General features: G+C 62.7%; 10 protein-coding genes and 2 pseudogenes. 8 read left to right on the top strand and 4 right to left on the bottom strand.

Annotated elements, in window-relative coordinates; translation table 11 throughout:
- Positions 1–36: 36 nt before the first annotated feature.
- The 4 genes and pseudogenes from BLR20_RS28595 to BLR20_RS00690 all read right to left on the bottom strand — a co-directional run.
- A pseudogene (locus BLR20_RS28595) lies at positions 37–249 on the bottom strand (phosphopantetheine-binding protein); the annotation flags it as partial.
- A gap of 24 nt (positions 250–273) precedes the next feature.
- Positions 274–3,384, bottom strand: a pseudogene (locus BLR20_RS28590) (condensation domain-containing protein); the annotation flags it as partial.
- Positions 3,381–6,791, bottom strand: coding sequence for a non-ribosomal peptide synthetase (locus BLR20_RS00700; protein ID WP_054992419.1), 3,411 nt, complete (start codon positions 6,789–6,791; stop codon positions 3,381–3,383). The gene BLR20_RS00700 and the pseudogene BLR20_RS28590, both read right to left, overlap by 4 nt.
- Before the next feature lie 565 nt (positions 6,792–7,356).
- Positions 7,357–8,334, bottom strand: a complete 978-nt coding sequence (locus BLR20_RS00690; RefSeq protein WP_054992418.1) for a TauD/TfdA family dioxygenase — start codon at positions 8,332–8,334, stop codon at positions 7,357–7,359.
- Positions 8,335–8,630: 296 nt separating this feature from the next.
- Here BLR20_RS00690 and BLR20_RS00685 point away from each other — a divergent pair, with 296 nt between their 5' ends.
- Genes BLR20_RS00685 through BLR20_RS00650 form a run of 8 tightly spaced genes read left to right on the top strand, consistent with a single transcriptional unit; the run spans position 8,631 to position 14,822 of the window.
- Positions 8,631–9,845 carry a PepSY-associated TM helix domain-containing protein gene (locus BLR20_RS00685; RefSeq protein WP_054992417.1) on the top strand — a complete coding sequence of 405 codons (1,215 nt, stop codon included), beginning with the start codon at positions 8,631–8,633 and terminating at the stop codon, positions 9,843–9,845.
- Positions 9,842–10,384 (top strand): hypothetical protein, encoded by a 543-nt coding sequence (locus tag BLR20_RS00680; protein ID WP_054992416.1) that lies wholly within the window; start codon positions 9,842–9,844, stop codon positions 10,382–10,384. The genes BLR20_RS00685 and BLR20_RS00680 overlap by 4 nt, the downstream gene beginning before the upstream one ends.
- Positions 10,381–10,713, top strand: a complete 333-nt coding sequence (locus BLR20_RS00675; RefSeq protein ID WP_010431544.1) for a hypothetical protein — start codon at positions 10,381–10,383, stop codon at positions 10,711–10,713. Before BLR20_RS00680 ends, BLR20_RS00675 begins: the two co-directional genes overlap by 4 nt.
- Positions 10,710–11,276 carry a DUF6162 family protein gene (locus tag BLR20_RS00670; RefSeq protein ID WP_054992415.1) on the top strand — a complete coding sequence of 189 codons (567 nt, stop codon included), beginning with the start codon at positions 10,710–10,712 and terminating at the stop codon, positions 11,274–11,276. Before BLR20_RS00675 ends, BLR20_RS00670 begins: the two co-directional genes overlap by 4 nt.
- Positions 11,277–11,311: 35 nt before the next feature.
- Positions 11,312–12,244, top strand: coding sequence for a metal ABC transporter substrate-binding protein (locus BLR20_RS00665; RefSeq protein ID WP_010431551.1), 933 nt, complete (start codon positions 11,312–11,314; stop codon positions 12,242–12,244).
- The gene (locus tag BLR20_RS00660) at positions 12,241–13,005 is read left to right on the top strand and encodes a metal ABC transporter ATP-binding protein (protein ID WP_032611472.1); all 765 of its coding nucleotides are present in this window, start codon (positions 12,241–12,243) and stop codon (positions 13,003–13,005) included. The genes BLR20_RS00665 and BLR20_RS00660 overlap by 4 nt, the downstream gene beginning before the upstream one ends.
- Positions 13,005–13,904, top strand: a complete 900-nt coding sequence (locus BLR20_RS00655) for a metal ABC transporter permease (RefSeq protein WP_003406943.1) — start codon at positions 13,005–13,007, stop codon at positions 13,902–13,904. The genes BLR20_RS00660 and BLR20_RS00655 overlap by 1 nt, the downstream gene beginning before the upstream one ends.
- The gene (locus tag BLR20_RS00650) at positions 13,905–14,822 is read left to right on the top strand and encodes a metal ABC transporter solute-binding protein, Zn/Mn family (RefSeq protein WP_054992414.1); all 918 of its coding nucleotides are present in this window, start codon (positions 13,905–13,907) and stop codon (positions 14,820–14,822) included.
- Positions 14,823–14,972 lie beyond the last annotated feature (150 nt).

Here is a 14,972-nt window from a genome sequence, read left to right as displayed (position 1 = left end):
TTTCTGAATCAGTTTCGCCACTGAGGCCAGTTGGCCGATGGTCTGTTTCTCGAACAATTGCTTGGGGCTAAGCTTGATGCCCTGGCGCTTGGCGCGGGCGATGATCTGCAGGCTCAGGATCGAATCGCCGCCCAGTTCGAAGAAGTTGTCGGTGCTGCCGACCTGCTCCAGCTTGAGGACGTCCGCCCATACGGCAGCGAGCTTTTCCTCGATCTCGCCGACCGGCGCGGTGTAGCGCTGCTTGACCACACCGGGCTTGGGCAAGGCGCGCTTGTCGAGCTTGCCGTTGGCAGTCAGTGGCAGACTGTCCAGCAACATGATCTGTGCAGGCACCATGTAGTCCGGCAAGCGCGCAGTCAGTTGCTCGCGCAGGCTGTCGACACTCAGGTCTGCCCCGCCTGCCGCCACGCAATAGGCCACCAGTTGCAGCCGGGTCTGATCGTCATCGATGGGCAATGCCAGTACGCTGACCTGCGCCACCGAAGCCAGGCCCAGCAACACCCGCGCGACCTCTGCAGGCTCGACACGATAGCCGCGAACCTTGACCTGATCGTCGGCCCGACCGATGAACTCCAGCAGGCCCTGATGATTGCGGCGCATGCGGTCGCCGCTGCGGTAGACGCGCGTGCCGTCCTGCGCGAACGGGTCCGGCACGAAGCGCTCGGCGGTCAGCGCAGGCTGGCCGATATAGCCCAGCGCCACGCTGTCGCCGCCGATGTACAACTCGCCAGCGACCTGAGTGCCGACCGGGTTCAGCACGTCATCCAGCACATAGGCACTGGCCCCCGGCAACGGCGTACCGACCGGCACGCTGCGCAGAGTACCGCCAGAGTGTGCAGTGCTCTGTGGGAAACATGGGACCTGTGGGAGCGAGCTTGCTCGCGAAAGCGATGGCCCAGCCGACCTGTTTCGCAAGCCTGTATCGGCCTCTTCGCGAGTAAGCTCGCTTCCACAGGATGACATCGCTACTTCATGGGTCAGCACGCCGACGGTGGTTTCGCTCGGGCCGTAGTGGTTGATCACCCGACAACCCGGCTTGAGCTGACGGATCTGCTCGACCAGCGCGGGCGAGCAGGCTTCGCCGCCGACAATCAGCGCATGCTGCGGCAGGACATCGGCTGGCCGGCCGGCCTGCAACAGCGCGGCCAGATGGCCGGGTACGATTTTCAGCACGCCCACCTGATGCTCGACCATGTAGGCCGCAAAGACATCCGGGTCGAAACCCAACGCCTCGGTCAACACGTGCAGCGTGCGTCCCGAGCACAGCGCGCCGAACAGCACGGTATGACCAAGGTCGGCGGCGATGGTCGACACCAGCGCCATGCTCGCATCGGGGGCCAGTTGCAACTGCTCCAGCAAGCCGCGCAGGTAACCGGCCAGCGCGCTCTGGCTGACCAGCACACCTTTTGCCTGGCCAGTCGAGCCGGAGGTATGAATCACGTAGGCCGCCGAATCGCCTGAAGGCAGGCTGTCAGGCCGACTGACAGGCAGGTCCTGCCACAGCGCAGGCGTCCAGGCCAGGCCCTGACAACCGGCAACACCCAGTGAGGTCTGCCGCACATCGCCCTCGGCACACAGCAGCACCCTGGCTTGCGCATTGACCAGCATCTGTTGCAATCGCGCATCGGGGGCTTTGACGTCCAGCGGCATGTACACACCGCCGGCCTTGAAAATCGCCAGCACGGCGGTCAGCCAGTCCAGCGAGCGTTCCATCAATACCGCGACCGGCTGGCCTTCGCTGATACCCATGCGAACCAACTGATGAGCCAGCTGATTGGCGGCCTGCTCCAGTTGCAGCGTGGTCAGCGTACGATCCAGGCAACGGGCTGCCTGCGCATGAGGTTGCCGTTCGACCTGTCGGTCCCACAGTTGCAGCATGTGCGGCGCGGGTTCGCGAGCATCACGCTTCGGCTCGACCGTCAGTGCTGCGAGGCTGAACAGCGGCGCCTGCGGCGCGTCGAGCAGGGTTTCGAACAGCGCGAGCAGTTCCGGGATGAAACCTTCGACGCTGGTGCGTCGATACAGGTCGCTGGCGTAGGCCATGTCGCCGTGGATCAGTGTGCCGTCATCGGTGATGTCCAGCGCCAGATCGAAATGCGCACCCTGTTTGTCGAACGCGTACTCGCTGACCTCCAGCCCGGCCAGCCTGAGCGTGGTTTTCTGCTTGAGGACCACGTTCTGGTTGAACTTGGCCTGGAACAGCGGGTTGTGGCCCAGACTGCGCTCGGGCGCCAGTTGGTCGACCAGTTGCTCGAAGGGCACGTCCTGATGCGCCTGTGCACCGAACGAGGTGTCGCGAATCTGCGCCAGCAGGTCGAGGTAGCTCAGGCGTTCGTCCACCTGGCAGCGCAAAACCTGAGTATTGATGAAGAAGCCGATCAGCCCTTCGGTTTCAGCGCGACCGCGGTTGGCATTCGGCACGCCGATGCGGATATCACGCTGCCCGGCCTTGCGCGACAGAAACAGCGAAAAGCCGGCCAGCACCAGCATGAACAGGGTCATGCCCTGTGTACGCGCAAAGGCGTTGAGCCGCCGCGACAGATCAACGCCGAAATCGAAGCGCAGGTGCTCGCCCTGATAGCTCTGCGTGGCCGGGCGCGGGAAATCCGGTGCTGCGTCCAGCAGCGGTTGCTCGTTACCCAACCGGTTACGCCAGTACTCCAGCTGACGTGCGCCCTCGCCCGCCTCCAGCCAGCTGCGCTGCCAGATCGCATAATCGGCGTATTGCAGCGGCAGTTCCGGCAGCGCGGGTTCGCGGCCCTCGCAGTACGCCTGATAGCAGTGCACGAACTCCTGAATCATCACGTCCATCGACCAGCCGTCGGAGACGATGTGGTGCATGCTCACAACCAGCACATGCTCATCTTCAGTCAGTCGGAAAAGGTGCGCGCGCAGTAGCGGCCCCGTGCGCAGATCAAACGGTTGGCCGGTGACTGTGGCTACTTGCAGCGCCAGCTCGGCATCGCGCAGTTCGCCATCGGTCAAACCGGCCAGATCGATGCTCTCCAATGCCACTGCCTGGTCGTGCAGCAGCACTTGCTGCGCCTGATCGCCATCGGTATGAAACACCGTGCGCAGTACCTCGTGACGCTCGATCAGATGATCGAATGCACGGCGCAACGCCGACTCGTTCAACGTGCCGTGCAGACGCAGGCCGGTGGTCATCTTGTACGCGTCGCTCGACGGATCGAGCTGCCAGAGAAACAGCAGGCGTTGCTGCGCGAAGGACAGCGGAATGGCGCTGACGTCATGCCGACTGACCGGCACCGGCAACAGGCTGAAATCCTTGCCCTCTTGGCGTAACCGGGTGAGGAACTGTTGACGTTGCTCCAGCGACAGGCCGACAAAACGTTTCGCGATGCGTGCAGCAGTGGTCGCGGTCATGCGCCGAATTCCTCCAGTGAATCCATGAACTGGTCCATGTCGCTCCAGTCGTTGTCCGTGTTGTTGTCGGTCAGCGCTGCCACTTCGACAGCGAGCTCACCGAGCAGCGGTTTTTCAAACAGGCTGCGCAGCGGCAGGCTGATGCCCAGTTGCGTCTTGATGCGGGCGATGACTTGCGCGGCGAGCAACGAATGCCCGCCCAGTTCGAAAAAGTGATCGTCCAGGCCCACCTGAGGCGCGTGAAGGACGTCCTGCCAGATGGCGGCCAGACAGATTTCCACCTCGCTGTGCGGCGCCCGGTAACGCGCCTGCAACTGGCTTGCGTCGGGGGCCGGCAATGCCTTGCGGTCCAGCTTGCCGCTGGGCGTCAAGGGCAGCTCCGGCAACAGCAGCATGTGCGTCGGCACCATGTAATCCGGCAGGCTGGCTTGCAACTGGCTGCGGATGCTCTGGCGCAGGGCCAGTTGTTCGGCCTCTGTGGAGGCGACAACATCTGGCACCGCGTAGGCGACCAGATGCGTGCTGCCCGCCAGTTCGATGGCCAGCACCACGGCCTCGCGCACGCCCGCGCATTGCTGCAGGCGCGATTCGATCTCGCCCAGCTCGATGCGGAAACCGCGAATTTTCACTTGATGATCGACCCGGCCGATGTACTCGACAGCGCCATCGGCACGCAGTCGGGCACGGTCGCCGGTGCGATACAGGCGCTCCCCGCTGACAAACGGATCGGCGACAAAACGTTCGGCGCTCAGTCCGGGCTGGGCGTGATAACCGCGCGCCAGGCCAGGGCCGCCGATGTACAGCTCGCCCACCGCACCTTGCGGCAGCAGGTTCATTTGATCGTCGAGAACGTACAGGCGTCGTCCTGCCAGCGCCTGACCAATCGGCACACCGCGCCAGGACACCTGCTGCGGGGTCAGCGTGCTGCAATCATGGATGCTCGACACCACGGTGGCTTCGGTCGGGCCGTAGGTATTCAGCAGGCGGACATGCCCCAGCCCGGCCTTGTGCCACAGGCGCAGACCTTCGACGGCCATGGCTTCACCGCCGACATGCACCTGCCGTAGTGCAGCGTAATGCGCGGGCGGGCTGGCGGCGAAGTCCTGAACCAGCGTCAGCCAGTAGGCCGCTGGCAGGTCGGCGAGGGTCACGCCGTGCTCGACGATGACCTGATGGAAGGTGGCGCTGTCCCACAGGCGCTCGTCGCGCAGGACAACGGCCGCACCGCGACACAACGGTGGGTAGAACTGCTCGACGAAGCCATCGAAGCTATGGGTGGCGAATTGCAGGACCCGATCGCCTTCGCGCAGGTCACTGTAGTGCGCCCCCAGGGTGACGAACTCGGCCAGCGCCGCATGACTGATCGCCACGCCTTTTGGCCGCCCGGTCGACCCCGAGGTGTAAATCACGTAGGCCAGACTGGCCGGATCGACCGGGCCGTCGAGGTTGTGCACGCTGGCGGTTTCGCTGTTCATTCGATCGATGCACAGGTATTGAATATCAGCCAGTGCAGGCAGCCTGGTCAGCTGATCGCTGTGGGTCAGCAGCAGTTTCACGCCACTGTCCGCCAACACATGACGCAAGCGTTCGCTCGGCGCATTCAGGTCCAGCGGCACATAGGCACCGCCCGCCTTGAGCACGGCGAGCAGCGCCACGGGCATGTCCAGCGAACGACCCAGCGCCACGCCGACCAGCACGTCCGCATCGACACCCTGCTCGCGCAGCTGCCACGCCAGACGGTTACTGCGCTGGTTCAATTCGGCGTAGCTCAGGCTCGGCGATTGACCTTCATGGGCGAGAATTAGTGCCGGGGCCTGCGGCGTGCGCTGCACTTGTGCTTCGAACTGGCGATGCGCGGGGGTTGTGGTGTCAGCTTTGGTGGCATTGTCGACATCCAGCAGTTGCGTGCGCTCATCGGCGGAGAGCATCGACAGCTCGGCGACGGTCTGCAGCGGATCGGCACAGACCGAGGCCAGCAGGTTGCGCCAGTGCCCGGCCAGGCGAGCGATGGTCGACTCGTCGAATATGTCGGTGGCGTAGGTAAAGGCGGCATGCAGCTGCTCGCCTTCACCGCTGGTGGCCAGCATCAGGTCGCTGGCGGCGGCATGCGAGCGCTGCGCCAATGCCTGTTGTTCGGCAGGCAGATTGGCCACGCGCAGACCGCCGCTCAACTGTTTGTCGAGCAGGTCGGCGACCACCGGCTGGTGATTGAACATCACCTGAAATAAAGGGTTATGGCTCTGACTGCGTTCCGGCTGCAGGGCGTCGATGATGGCGTCGAATGGCAACTCCTGATGCGCCTGGGCAGCGGTCGAGGCGTCGCGGACGATATTCAACAGGTCGACGAAGCGGGTCTGCGCTGTCACTTCACTGCGCAGTACCTGAGTATTGATGAAGCAGCCGATCAGCCCTTCGGTTTCGCTGCGGGTGCGGTTGGCGATCAGGCCGCCGACACGAATGTCGGTCTGCCCGCTGTAGCGGTGCAGCAGGCTTTTGAAGGTCGCCAGCAGCACCACAAACAGGGTTACGCCCTGGCGTTGCGCAAGGCTTTTCAGGTTACGCAGCAGCTCGGGCTCCAGCGCCAGTTCCAGGCGAGCGCCGGCGTGGCTGGGCAAGGCCGGATAGGGACGGTCGGTGGGCAGCTCCAGCAGCGGATGCTCTTCGCCCAGGTGGCTGCGCCAGTAGTCCAGCTGACGCTCCTGCTCACCGGCTTCCAGCCAGCTGCGTTGCCAGACCGCATAATCGCGGTACTGCACGAGCAACGGCTGAAAAGGCAGCGGTTTACCGGCCAGCAGCGCGTCGTAGCCGCGCAGCCATTCGTCGATCAGCACGTTCATCGACCAGCCATCGGTGATCATGTGGTGCAGGTTGAGCAGCAGCAGATGCTCCTGCTCGGCCAGACGCAGCACCTGCACGGTGAACAGCGGCCCACGCTGCAGATCGAAGGTTTGCGCGGTCTGTTCGGCCATGGCCTGACGCGCACTTGCCCAGCGCTGCTCAAGCGGCAAAGCGCTGAGGTCGGTCAGGCGGATGCTCACCGGCGCTGGCGGCGCGACACGCTGAAACGCCCGGTCGCCCTCCTGACCGAAGGTGGTGCGCAGGCTTTCATGTCGCTCGACCAGAGCACTGAAAGCCCGTTCCAGCAACGGCAGCTCCAGCGGACCGTTCAGGCATACCGACATTGGCAGGTTGTAGGCTGCGCTGTGCGGGTCCAGCTGCCAGAGAAACCACATGCGTTGCTGGGCATAGGACAGACCCTCACGCTCGGCCAGCCCGGCACAGGAAGGGATCGGGAACAGCGAGAAATCCATGTTTTCCTTGCGCATGCCATCGAGGAACAGGCGGCGTTTTTCAAGGGGCAACTCGACAAAACGGCGAGCGAGTTTCTGGGCGTGTTCGGGGTTCATGGGTCGATCCTTGCTGAGTGGGGCTGACCGTCGGGCGGGGTCGTATCAACAAGAACGAATTGGCGAGGAAATATTTAGAAAGGTTTGTCGGGGGTGAGGCTCTGCATTGCACCGCACACTAAAGAGAGGACGCAGAGCGTCCAGAACTGCATGCCTACGCGGAGCGCAGGCACGATAATCAATAGCCGGACACTTATCGTTCTACTCGCTCAAACATGGACCGCCTAGTGGGAACGAGCTTGCTCGCGAAGAGGCCAGTGCGCCCTCTGTCACTCTCGTCCCTACGCTGCGCGTGGGAATGTGAAGCTCTGCATGACTATCGTTCCCACGCTCCGCGTGGGAATGCAGTTCGTGACGCTCTGCGTCACACAGCGGCTTTTCTTTTTCAGGTGGATTTGGGTTCGGCTCAGGTCACCTTTTCGCCTCTCGGCGACTTACTTTGATGGGGCCAAAGTAAGCAAAGCCCGCAGCTCCGTTTCCGGCCCGACTTCGTCGGGTCCTTCGCGGTTGAAAAGCGCTTTTGCGGCAGTAGCTGCGGGTAAGGGATCAGATAATCTACAGGCGCTTACTTATCCGAATGCCCCTGTGCCATGGCGACCACCACCTTGCGTTTGCCGGTGAAGGGTGCGCGGGAGTGGGCGGTGAGCATGTTGTCGAGCATCAGGACGTCGTTTTCCAGCCATGGGAAGCTGACGGTGCATTCGTCGAGTACGCCGCGAATTTCGTCCAGCAGGGTTTCTTCGAGGGGCGAGCCGTCGCCGTAGTAGACGTTGCGCGGCAGGTCTTCTTCATCCACCACGTCGAGCAGGGTTTCGCGCACTTCCGGTTGCAGGTTGGAGATGTGGAACAGGTGCGCCTGGTTGAACCAGACGCTGTCATGGGTCACCGGGTGGCGCGATACCGCCTGGCAAATCTGCCGGGTGCGCAGCTCGCCGTCGTCTTTCCATTCGCACTCGATGTTGTGTGCCCGGCAGTAGGCTTCGACCACGGACTCATCTTCGGTATTGAACACCTGACTCCATTCCACATCGAGCCCGTTGCCGTAGTTACGCACGTACATCAGTTTCTTTTCGACAAAGCGCTCGCGAATGCGCGCAGGGATGCGTCGGTAGATCTCCCGGCTGTCGGCGATCGGTGTTTCGCCCCCCGTCTGCGCCGCGATCATGCTGTAGAACCAGATCTTCATCGGCCATTCCAGGGTGTAGGCCTGCTCGTTATGCAGCGGGATGCTCTGGTGCGCCGGATACTCGGTCGAGGTGTAAACGCCTTTGGTGACGTTGCTGCGCGGCGTGGAACCGAATTCGTAGTTGAGCAGCGGATCGCCGAAACCGGCGGCGAACTCGCGAAACGCTTCTGCACCGCCCACCTCGAAACCGCGAAACAGAATCCCGCCGGCGCTGTACAGATGCTCGGCGACCAGCGGCTTGAGTTCGCCCAGCGCTTCCATCAAGTCCAGACCTGGCTCGGGTGCCTGCACCAGCATCGGCAAGCTGCCCGCCCCTGCCAGCAACGGCCGGATATCCAAACTCAACGCATGACTCATGATGTCTCTCCCTTGATGGCAAAAGCGCCCGAGCCCCTGCGGCCTGGCGCAACACCAATGTCCAGATTGAACGTACTCCACCGCTGGAAAATTAGCCGCACCACACCGTTCGTGCGGGATACGGAGGTGTTCGGCCGCTCTGAAACAATTTTTTGCATTTAAACGCAAAAAATTCCTATAGGAATTCAGTTCTCATTCGTCTTTAACTTAATGCGAGGCTTTTATACCGCCCGCGCGTACAGACAGAGGGGACCGCCTTGCGGCCGCTCCACATCGCGAATCGAGATTGTTTATCCATGTCGAAGAAGTCCCGCTCAAAAATCTGGTTTCTCGTCCACAGCTGGCTGGCCCTGCCGATCTGGTTCTTCGTACTGATCGTCTGTGTGACCGGCACGCTGGCCGTGGTCAGCAAGGAAATCATGTGGCTGGCCAACCCGGAGATGCGTGACAACCGCCCTTCCGACGATGCCCGGCGCCTGAACTTCGAACAGATTCGCGCCACCATCGAACGTAACGAACCGGACCTGATCGTCGGCACCATCATGCAGCCGGACGGCGACTACTTCGCCTTGAGCGTGTTCATCACCTACCCCGACGGGCGTTCGGTCCCGGCTTACGTCAACCCTTACACCGGGGTGATTCAGGGCATTACCCCTTCGTTCGACTTCCGCCGCTTCACCCGCGCGCTGCACGGCTGGTGGCTGGTGCCGTTCACCAACGGTTATTCATGGGGCTGGTATCTGGTGTCGATTCTCGGCCTGCCGTTGCTGGCGTCGCTGGTGACCGGGCTGGTGGTCTACAAGAAATTCTGGCGCGGTTTCTTCAAGCCCGTGCGTTTCAGCCAAGGCCCGCGGATCTTCTGGGGCGATCTGCATCGGCTCAGTGGCGTGTGGTCGATCTGGTTCATCGCTGTGATTTCCATCACCGGCACCTGGTTTCTGATTCAGGCGATTCTTGGCGACAACCAGATCAGTATTTCCAGCAAATCCCAGGTCGCCTCGATCATCCCGCACAACGCTGTGCCGCTTACTGCCGACGGCAGCCCTGCGCCGACCATCAGCCTGGCGAAGGCCGTAGAAATCGCCAAAGAACGGATTCCGGGTCTTGAGGCCAGCTTCATCACTCCGCCGTTCAATGCCTACAGCAACATGCAGGTGGGTGGGCGCAGCTGGTATCCGTTGATGTTCCAGACCGCCGAAATCAACCCGTACAGCGGTGAAATAGCCGCTTCGCACCTGTTGTCGGACCGCAACAAGCTGGAGTTCGTCACCGAGTCCATGCGCCCGCTGCACACCGGCGATTTCGGCGGCATCTGGATCAAGCTGATCTGGGCGTTCTTCGGCCTGCTGCTGAGCATGATGGTGCTCAGCGGTCTGTTGATCTGGAGCAAGCGCACTGCGATAGCAACGATCAATGCACTCAAGCGTGAAGCCAGAGCCAAGCCTGCCGCATACACCCCGGAGATAAACACCTCGCCGCTGACGGCCCGCACCCCGGAGAACAGCCTGTGAGCAAGGTCGCTGTCGCACCACCTGTTTCGTCGCTCAGCCGCGTCTGGCACAAATGGCGCTTCCATATCAACGTGCTGCTGGTGCTGATCCCGTTGGGTTTCATGCCCAAGTACTTCTCCGACGTCTCGCTGGATCGCGGCGATCAGGGCCTTGGCCAGCGCGAGGTGGGCGAGATTCAGGTCGGCCCGTGGAGCCTGCGCCTGGCAGAAGACCGCAATGAAGCGCCGCGCCTTTCCGGTCCATCGGGCTACATGAAAAGTTTCAACGCAGCGCTGTGCAACGCCTGCATCGACCGGGTCAAGGCCACTTACCTGCGCATAGGCAAACCACGCAGCCTGCGCACCGCCGGGGTGATTTTCTTCGGTGGCGGCTACCGCATGAGCGCCTTCATGCAGATTGCGCAAAACACCGATCCCGACGCCGAGCTGTGGATCACCATGGAAGGCTGGGACGGCGCCGTGCATCAGACTTCCATCCCTCTGCAACAGGCTTCGCCCACCACCGTGGCGTGGCTGCAAAAACAAGGAGCCCAACCATGAGTGCCCGCCCTTCCCTGCGCTGGCTGACGGCCAGTGCCCTGTGCCTGCTCGGCCTGAGCGGCAACGCCCTGGCGCACAACCCGATGTGCGAATGCAAACAGATCGATAACGAACAGATCCGCTGCACCGGCGGTTTTTCCGACGGCAGTGGTGCGCCGGGTGTAACCCTGGACGTGATCGGCTACGACGAAACCATCCTGGTGCCCGGCAAGCTCGGCGAAGACTCGACCGTGACCTTCAAACGCCCCGCTTCCGAGTTCTACGTGCTGTTCGACGCAGGTCCCGGTCACGTGGTGGAAATTGATCAGGCGGATATCCAGGCCCCATGAGCGCACCGACCCGACACATCGTCCGTCCGGCAGGCGCCGGGCATGAAACCCTGTACGTCCTGTTGCTGTGCCTGCTGATCCTCGGCAGCGCTGCCGGGGTGATCAGCCTGCACCGTGATACTCAGGAAACGCACAGCGTCGCCAGCCATCAACTGGACGCACGACGCGACCTGAGCGCTGCGGAACAAGGCATTTACGCCGACCTGCGCGTGACCCTCGACGAAATCCGCCTGCTGGCCAGCGAGCAACAGACGCCAATCACCCCGGAGCAACTGGGCGATGAAGGCTTTGCGCCGTTCGCCAGGGATGCCAGTTCGGTGAGCCGTGGCGACCATGCCTGGCAGATGATCGAGCAGTCCTACCTGGGACTGAGCCGGACGCCGAGCGTGGCCGGTTCGTTTCTCATGCGTGTCGATTCCGGCGAGCAGCCGGACATCTGGATCAACCGCAACGCCTCGCTGGCGGCGGTCAGCGACCTCAGTGACCAGGCCTTGATCGATTCAGGCTGGAAACAGGTCGTCGCGCAATTCGATGCTGGCGTGACCCGCCAGCACCCGCACTGAAACTCCGCATTCCTTTGAAGGAAGACCGCTTGCCCATGCCTATTTCATTCAAACGCCGTCCCTTGCTGCGCGTCCTGCTGACGGGTCTATTTGTCGCCCTGCTGGCGCCGTCCAGCTTCGCCGCCGAACCGGCCAAACGCCTGCGCATCGGTATTACCCTGCACCCGTACTACAGCTACGTGAGCAATATTGTCGGCGACAAGGCCGACGTCGTGCCGCTGATCCCGGCAGGCTTCAACCCGCATGCCTACGAGCCGCGCGCCGAGGATATCAAGCGCATCGGTTCGCTGGACGTGATCGTGCTCAACGGTGTCGGTCACGACGACTTTGCCGACCGCATGATCGCCGCCAGTGAAACGCCGAACATCAAGACCATCGAGGCCAATGCCGATGTGCCGTTGCTGGCGGCCACCGGGGTGGCGGCGCGAGGCGCCGGCAAAGTGGTCAACCCGCACACCTTCCTGTCGATCAGTGCGTCCATCGCTCAGGTCAACAACATTGCCCGCGAGCTGGGCAAGCTGGACCCGGACAATGCCAAAACCTACACCGCCAACGCTCGCGCCTACGGCAAGCGCCTGCGCCAGATGCGCGCCGACGCGCTCGCCAAACTGACCAAGGCGCCCAACGCTGACCTGCGTGTAGCCACGGTGCATGCCGCCTACGACTACCTGCTGCGCGAATTCGGCCTGGAAGTCACCGCCGTGGTTGAACCGGCGCATGGCATCGAGCCCAGCCCGAGCCAGTTGAAAAAAACCATCGATCAACTGCGCGAACTGGACGTGAAGGTGATCTTCTCAGAGATGGATTTCCCGTCCACCTACGTCGACACCATCCAGCGCGAATCCGGGGTCAAGCTGTACCCGCTGTCGCACATTTCCTATGGCGAGTACACCGCCGACAAATACGAAAAGGAAATGGCCGGCAACCTGGACACGGTGGTACGGGCCATTCAGGAGTCGGGCGCATGACGGCGGCACAACACCTCGACATCGTCAGCCAGGGGCCGGGCATCGAATTCAACCAGGTCAGCCTGACCCTGGGGCGCACCACGATTCTCGATCAGGTTCATTTCAATGTACGCGCCGGCAGCGTGCACGCGCTGGTCGGACCGAACGGCGGTGGCAAAAGCTCGCTGATCAAGACCCTGCTCGGACAGACACCGCATCAAGGCCAATTGAGCCTGCTGTGGCCTGCCGCTCCAGGACTGATCGGCTATGTGCCGCAGGCGCTGGAGTTCGACCGTGGCCTGCCGATGACCGTCGACGATTTCATGGCGGCCATGTGTCAGCGACGCCCGGCGTTTCTGGGTGTGTCGAAGCACTACGCGGCGGCGATTGGCGAGGCGCTGGAACGGGTCGGCATGCAGGACAAGCGCAAACGGCGCATGGGCGCGCTTTCCGGTGGCGAACGGCAGCGCGTGCTGCTGGCGCAGGGGCTGATTCCTGCGCCGCAATTGCTGGTGCTGGATGAGCCGATGTCGGCGCTGGATGAGGCCGGTATTCAGGTGTTTGAGCGGTTGTTGAGCGACTGGCGCCGAAGCGGAGTCACGGTCCTGTGGATCGAGCATGACCTGGATGCCGTCAGGCGTCTGGCCGATCAGGTTACGGGGCTCAACCGACGCATCCTGTTCGACGAACCGGCCGCCACCGCGCTGACCCCGGAACGGCTGCTGACCCTGTTTTCTGCGCACCCGCGCACCCTGGATAGCAGCGCCGGGAGGATTGCGTGATGGATTACGAAACCTTTCGACTTTTCATTCAGGGCCTCGCCTCATCCGGTTATCTGCCCGAGGCGCTGGCCTACGGTTTCGTGGTCAACGCCCTGCTCGCCGGGCTGTTGATCGGCCCGGTGCTGGGCGGTCTGGGAACGCTGGTGGTGGTCAAGCGCTTCGCGTTTTTTTCCGAAGCCGTGGGTCATGCGGCACTGACCGGGGTGGCGATCGGCATTCTGCTCGGCGAACCCTACACCGGCCCCTATGGCGCCCTGTTCGGCTATTGCCTGCTGTTCGGCATCGTCCTCAATTACCTGCGCAACCGCACCGGGCTGGCACCGGACACGCTGATCGGCGTGTTCCTGTCGGTATCCCTGGCACTGGGCGCGAGCCTGCTGCTGGTGCTGGCCGGCAAGATCAACGTGCACATTCTGGAGAACGTGCTGTTCGGCTCGGTGCTGACCGTCAACGGTAACGACCTGCTGGTGCTGCTGATCGTCGGCTCGCTGGTCATGGGCCTGAGCCTGCCGCTGTACAACCGCATCATGCTGGCCAGCTTCAATCCGCAACTGGCCGCGGTGCGCGGCGTGGCGGTGAAGACGCTGGATTACCTGTTCGTGATTCTGGTGACGTTGATTACCGTCGCTGCGGTGAAAGTCATCGGCGCGATTCTGGTCGGTGCGCTGCTGGTGATTCCGGCGGCGGCAGCGAGGTTATTGAGTCAGTCGCTGAAAGGCTTCTTCTGGATCTCGGTGGCCATCGCCACGATCAGCACCCTGTGCGGCATCCTGCTGCCCATCGTCTTCGACCTGCCGGTGCCATCCGGCGCGGCAATCATTCTGGTGGCGGGCATCGCTTTCGCCCTGGCCGCCATCGCTCGCGGCACGCTGCCGAGCCTGAAAGGGAATATTGGATAAATGCCTACGTTACGTACCTTGACCCTGGCGCTGGTCATGACCGGCCTGTTCAGCAACAGCCTGCAGGCGGCCGACCGCAAAGCCGACAGCCCGCAACCGGTGCGGGTACTGGCCAGCCTGCCGATCACCTACGGGCTTGGCGAGATACTGCTCAAGGACAGCGGTGTGGTGCTGGAACGCGCTGCCGCGGCCAACCTGCCGGGCTCGCGGCAGACGGCGTATTTCACCGGGCGTGGAGCCGATGCCTTGCGCGGACTGGCAAACAACGCCGACGCAGTGATCGGCTTGCGTTCGATCTGGGCCGATGACCCGCTCTACCCCAATGCGCGGCGCAGCAATATTCGTATCGTCGAGATCGATGCAGCGCGTCCGGTGGACGGCAGCTTGCCGGGCATCGCCGTACAGCCGGGTCAGGGCACTGACGGATTGAACAGTCAGCCCTGGCTGGCGGGCAATAACATGGGCCGTATGGCGGATGTGCTGGCAGCGGATCTGGTGCGCCTGGCACCGGCCGCCAAACCGAAAATCGAGGCCAACCTGGCGGCGTTCAAGCAACAGTTGCTCAAGCTCAGCGCCAGCAGCGAGGCCGCGCTGGCCAGTGCCGATAATTTGAGTGTGGTGAGTTTGTCGGATCGCTTTGGCTATTTGATCAGTGGGCTGAATCTGGAACTGATCGACACTCAGGCGCTGACGGACGAGCAATGGACGCCAGAAGCCTTGAGCAAACTGAGCGCGACCCTGAAGGATAACGACGCGGCCTTGGTGCTCGATCATCGTCAGCCGCCCGCGCCGGTCAAGGCAGCCATCGAGGCTGCTGGCAGCAAGCTGCTGGTATTGGGGATTGATGGCGCTGACCCGCTGGCGGAGTTGCAGGGGGATATTCAGGGGATCGTTGGGGTGCTGGCTGGCAAGGAGTGAAATTATCGTTCCCTACGCTCCAGCGTGGGAATGCAGTTCACGACGCCCTGCGTCGTCAAGAGGACGCGGAGCGCCCGAAACGGCGTGACGACGCAGAGCGTCGCACGATAGCTTAATCAGCTAGCCAGACCGACGCAGAGCCTCAGCACG

The sequence above is a fragment of the Pseudomonas congelans genome, assembly GCF_900103225.1.
In the GTDB taxonomy this organism is placed as follows: Bacteria; Pseudomonadota; Gammaproteobacteria; order Pseudomonadales; family Pseudomonadaceae; genus Aquipseudomonas; species Aquipseudomonas congelans.
The sequence above is the reverse complement of the archived record's forward strand: the minus strand, read 5'-3'. Positions and strand labels throughout refer to the sequence as shown.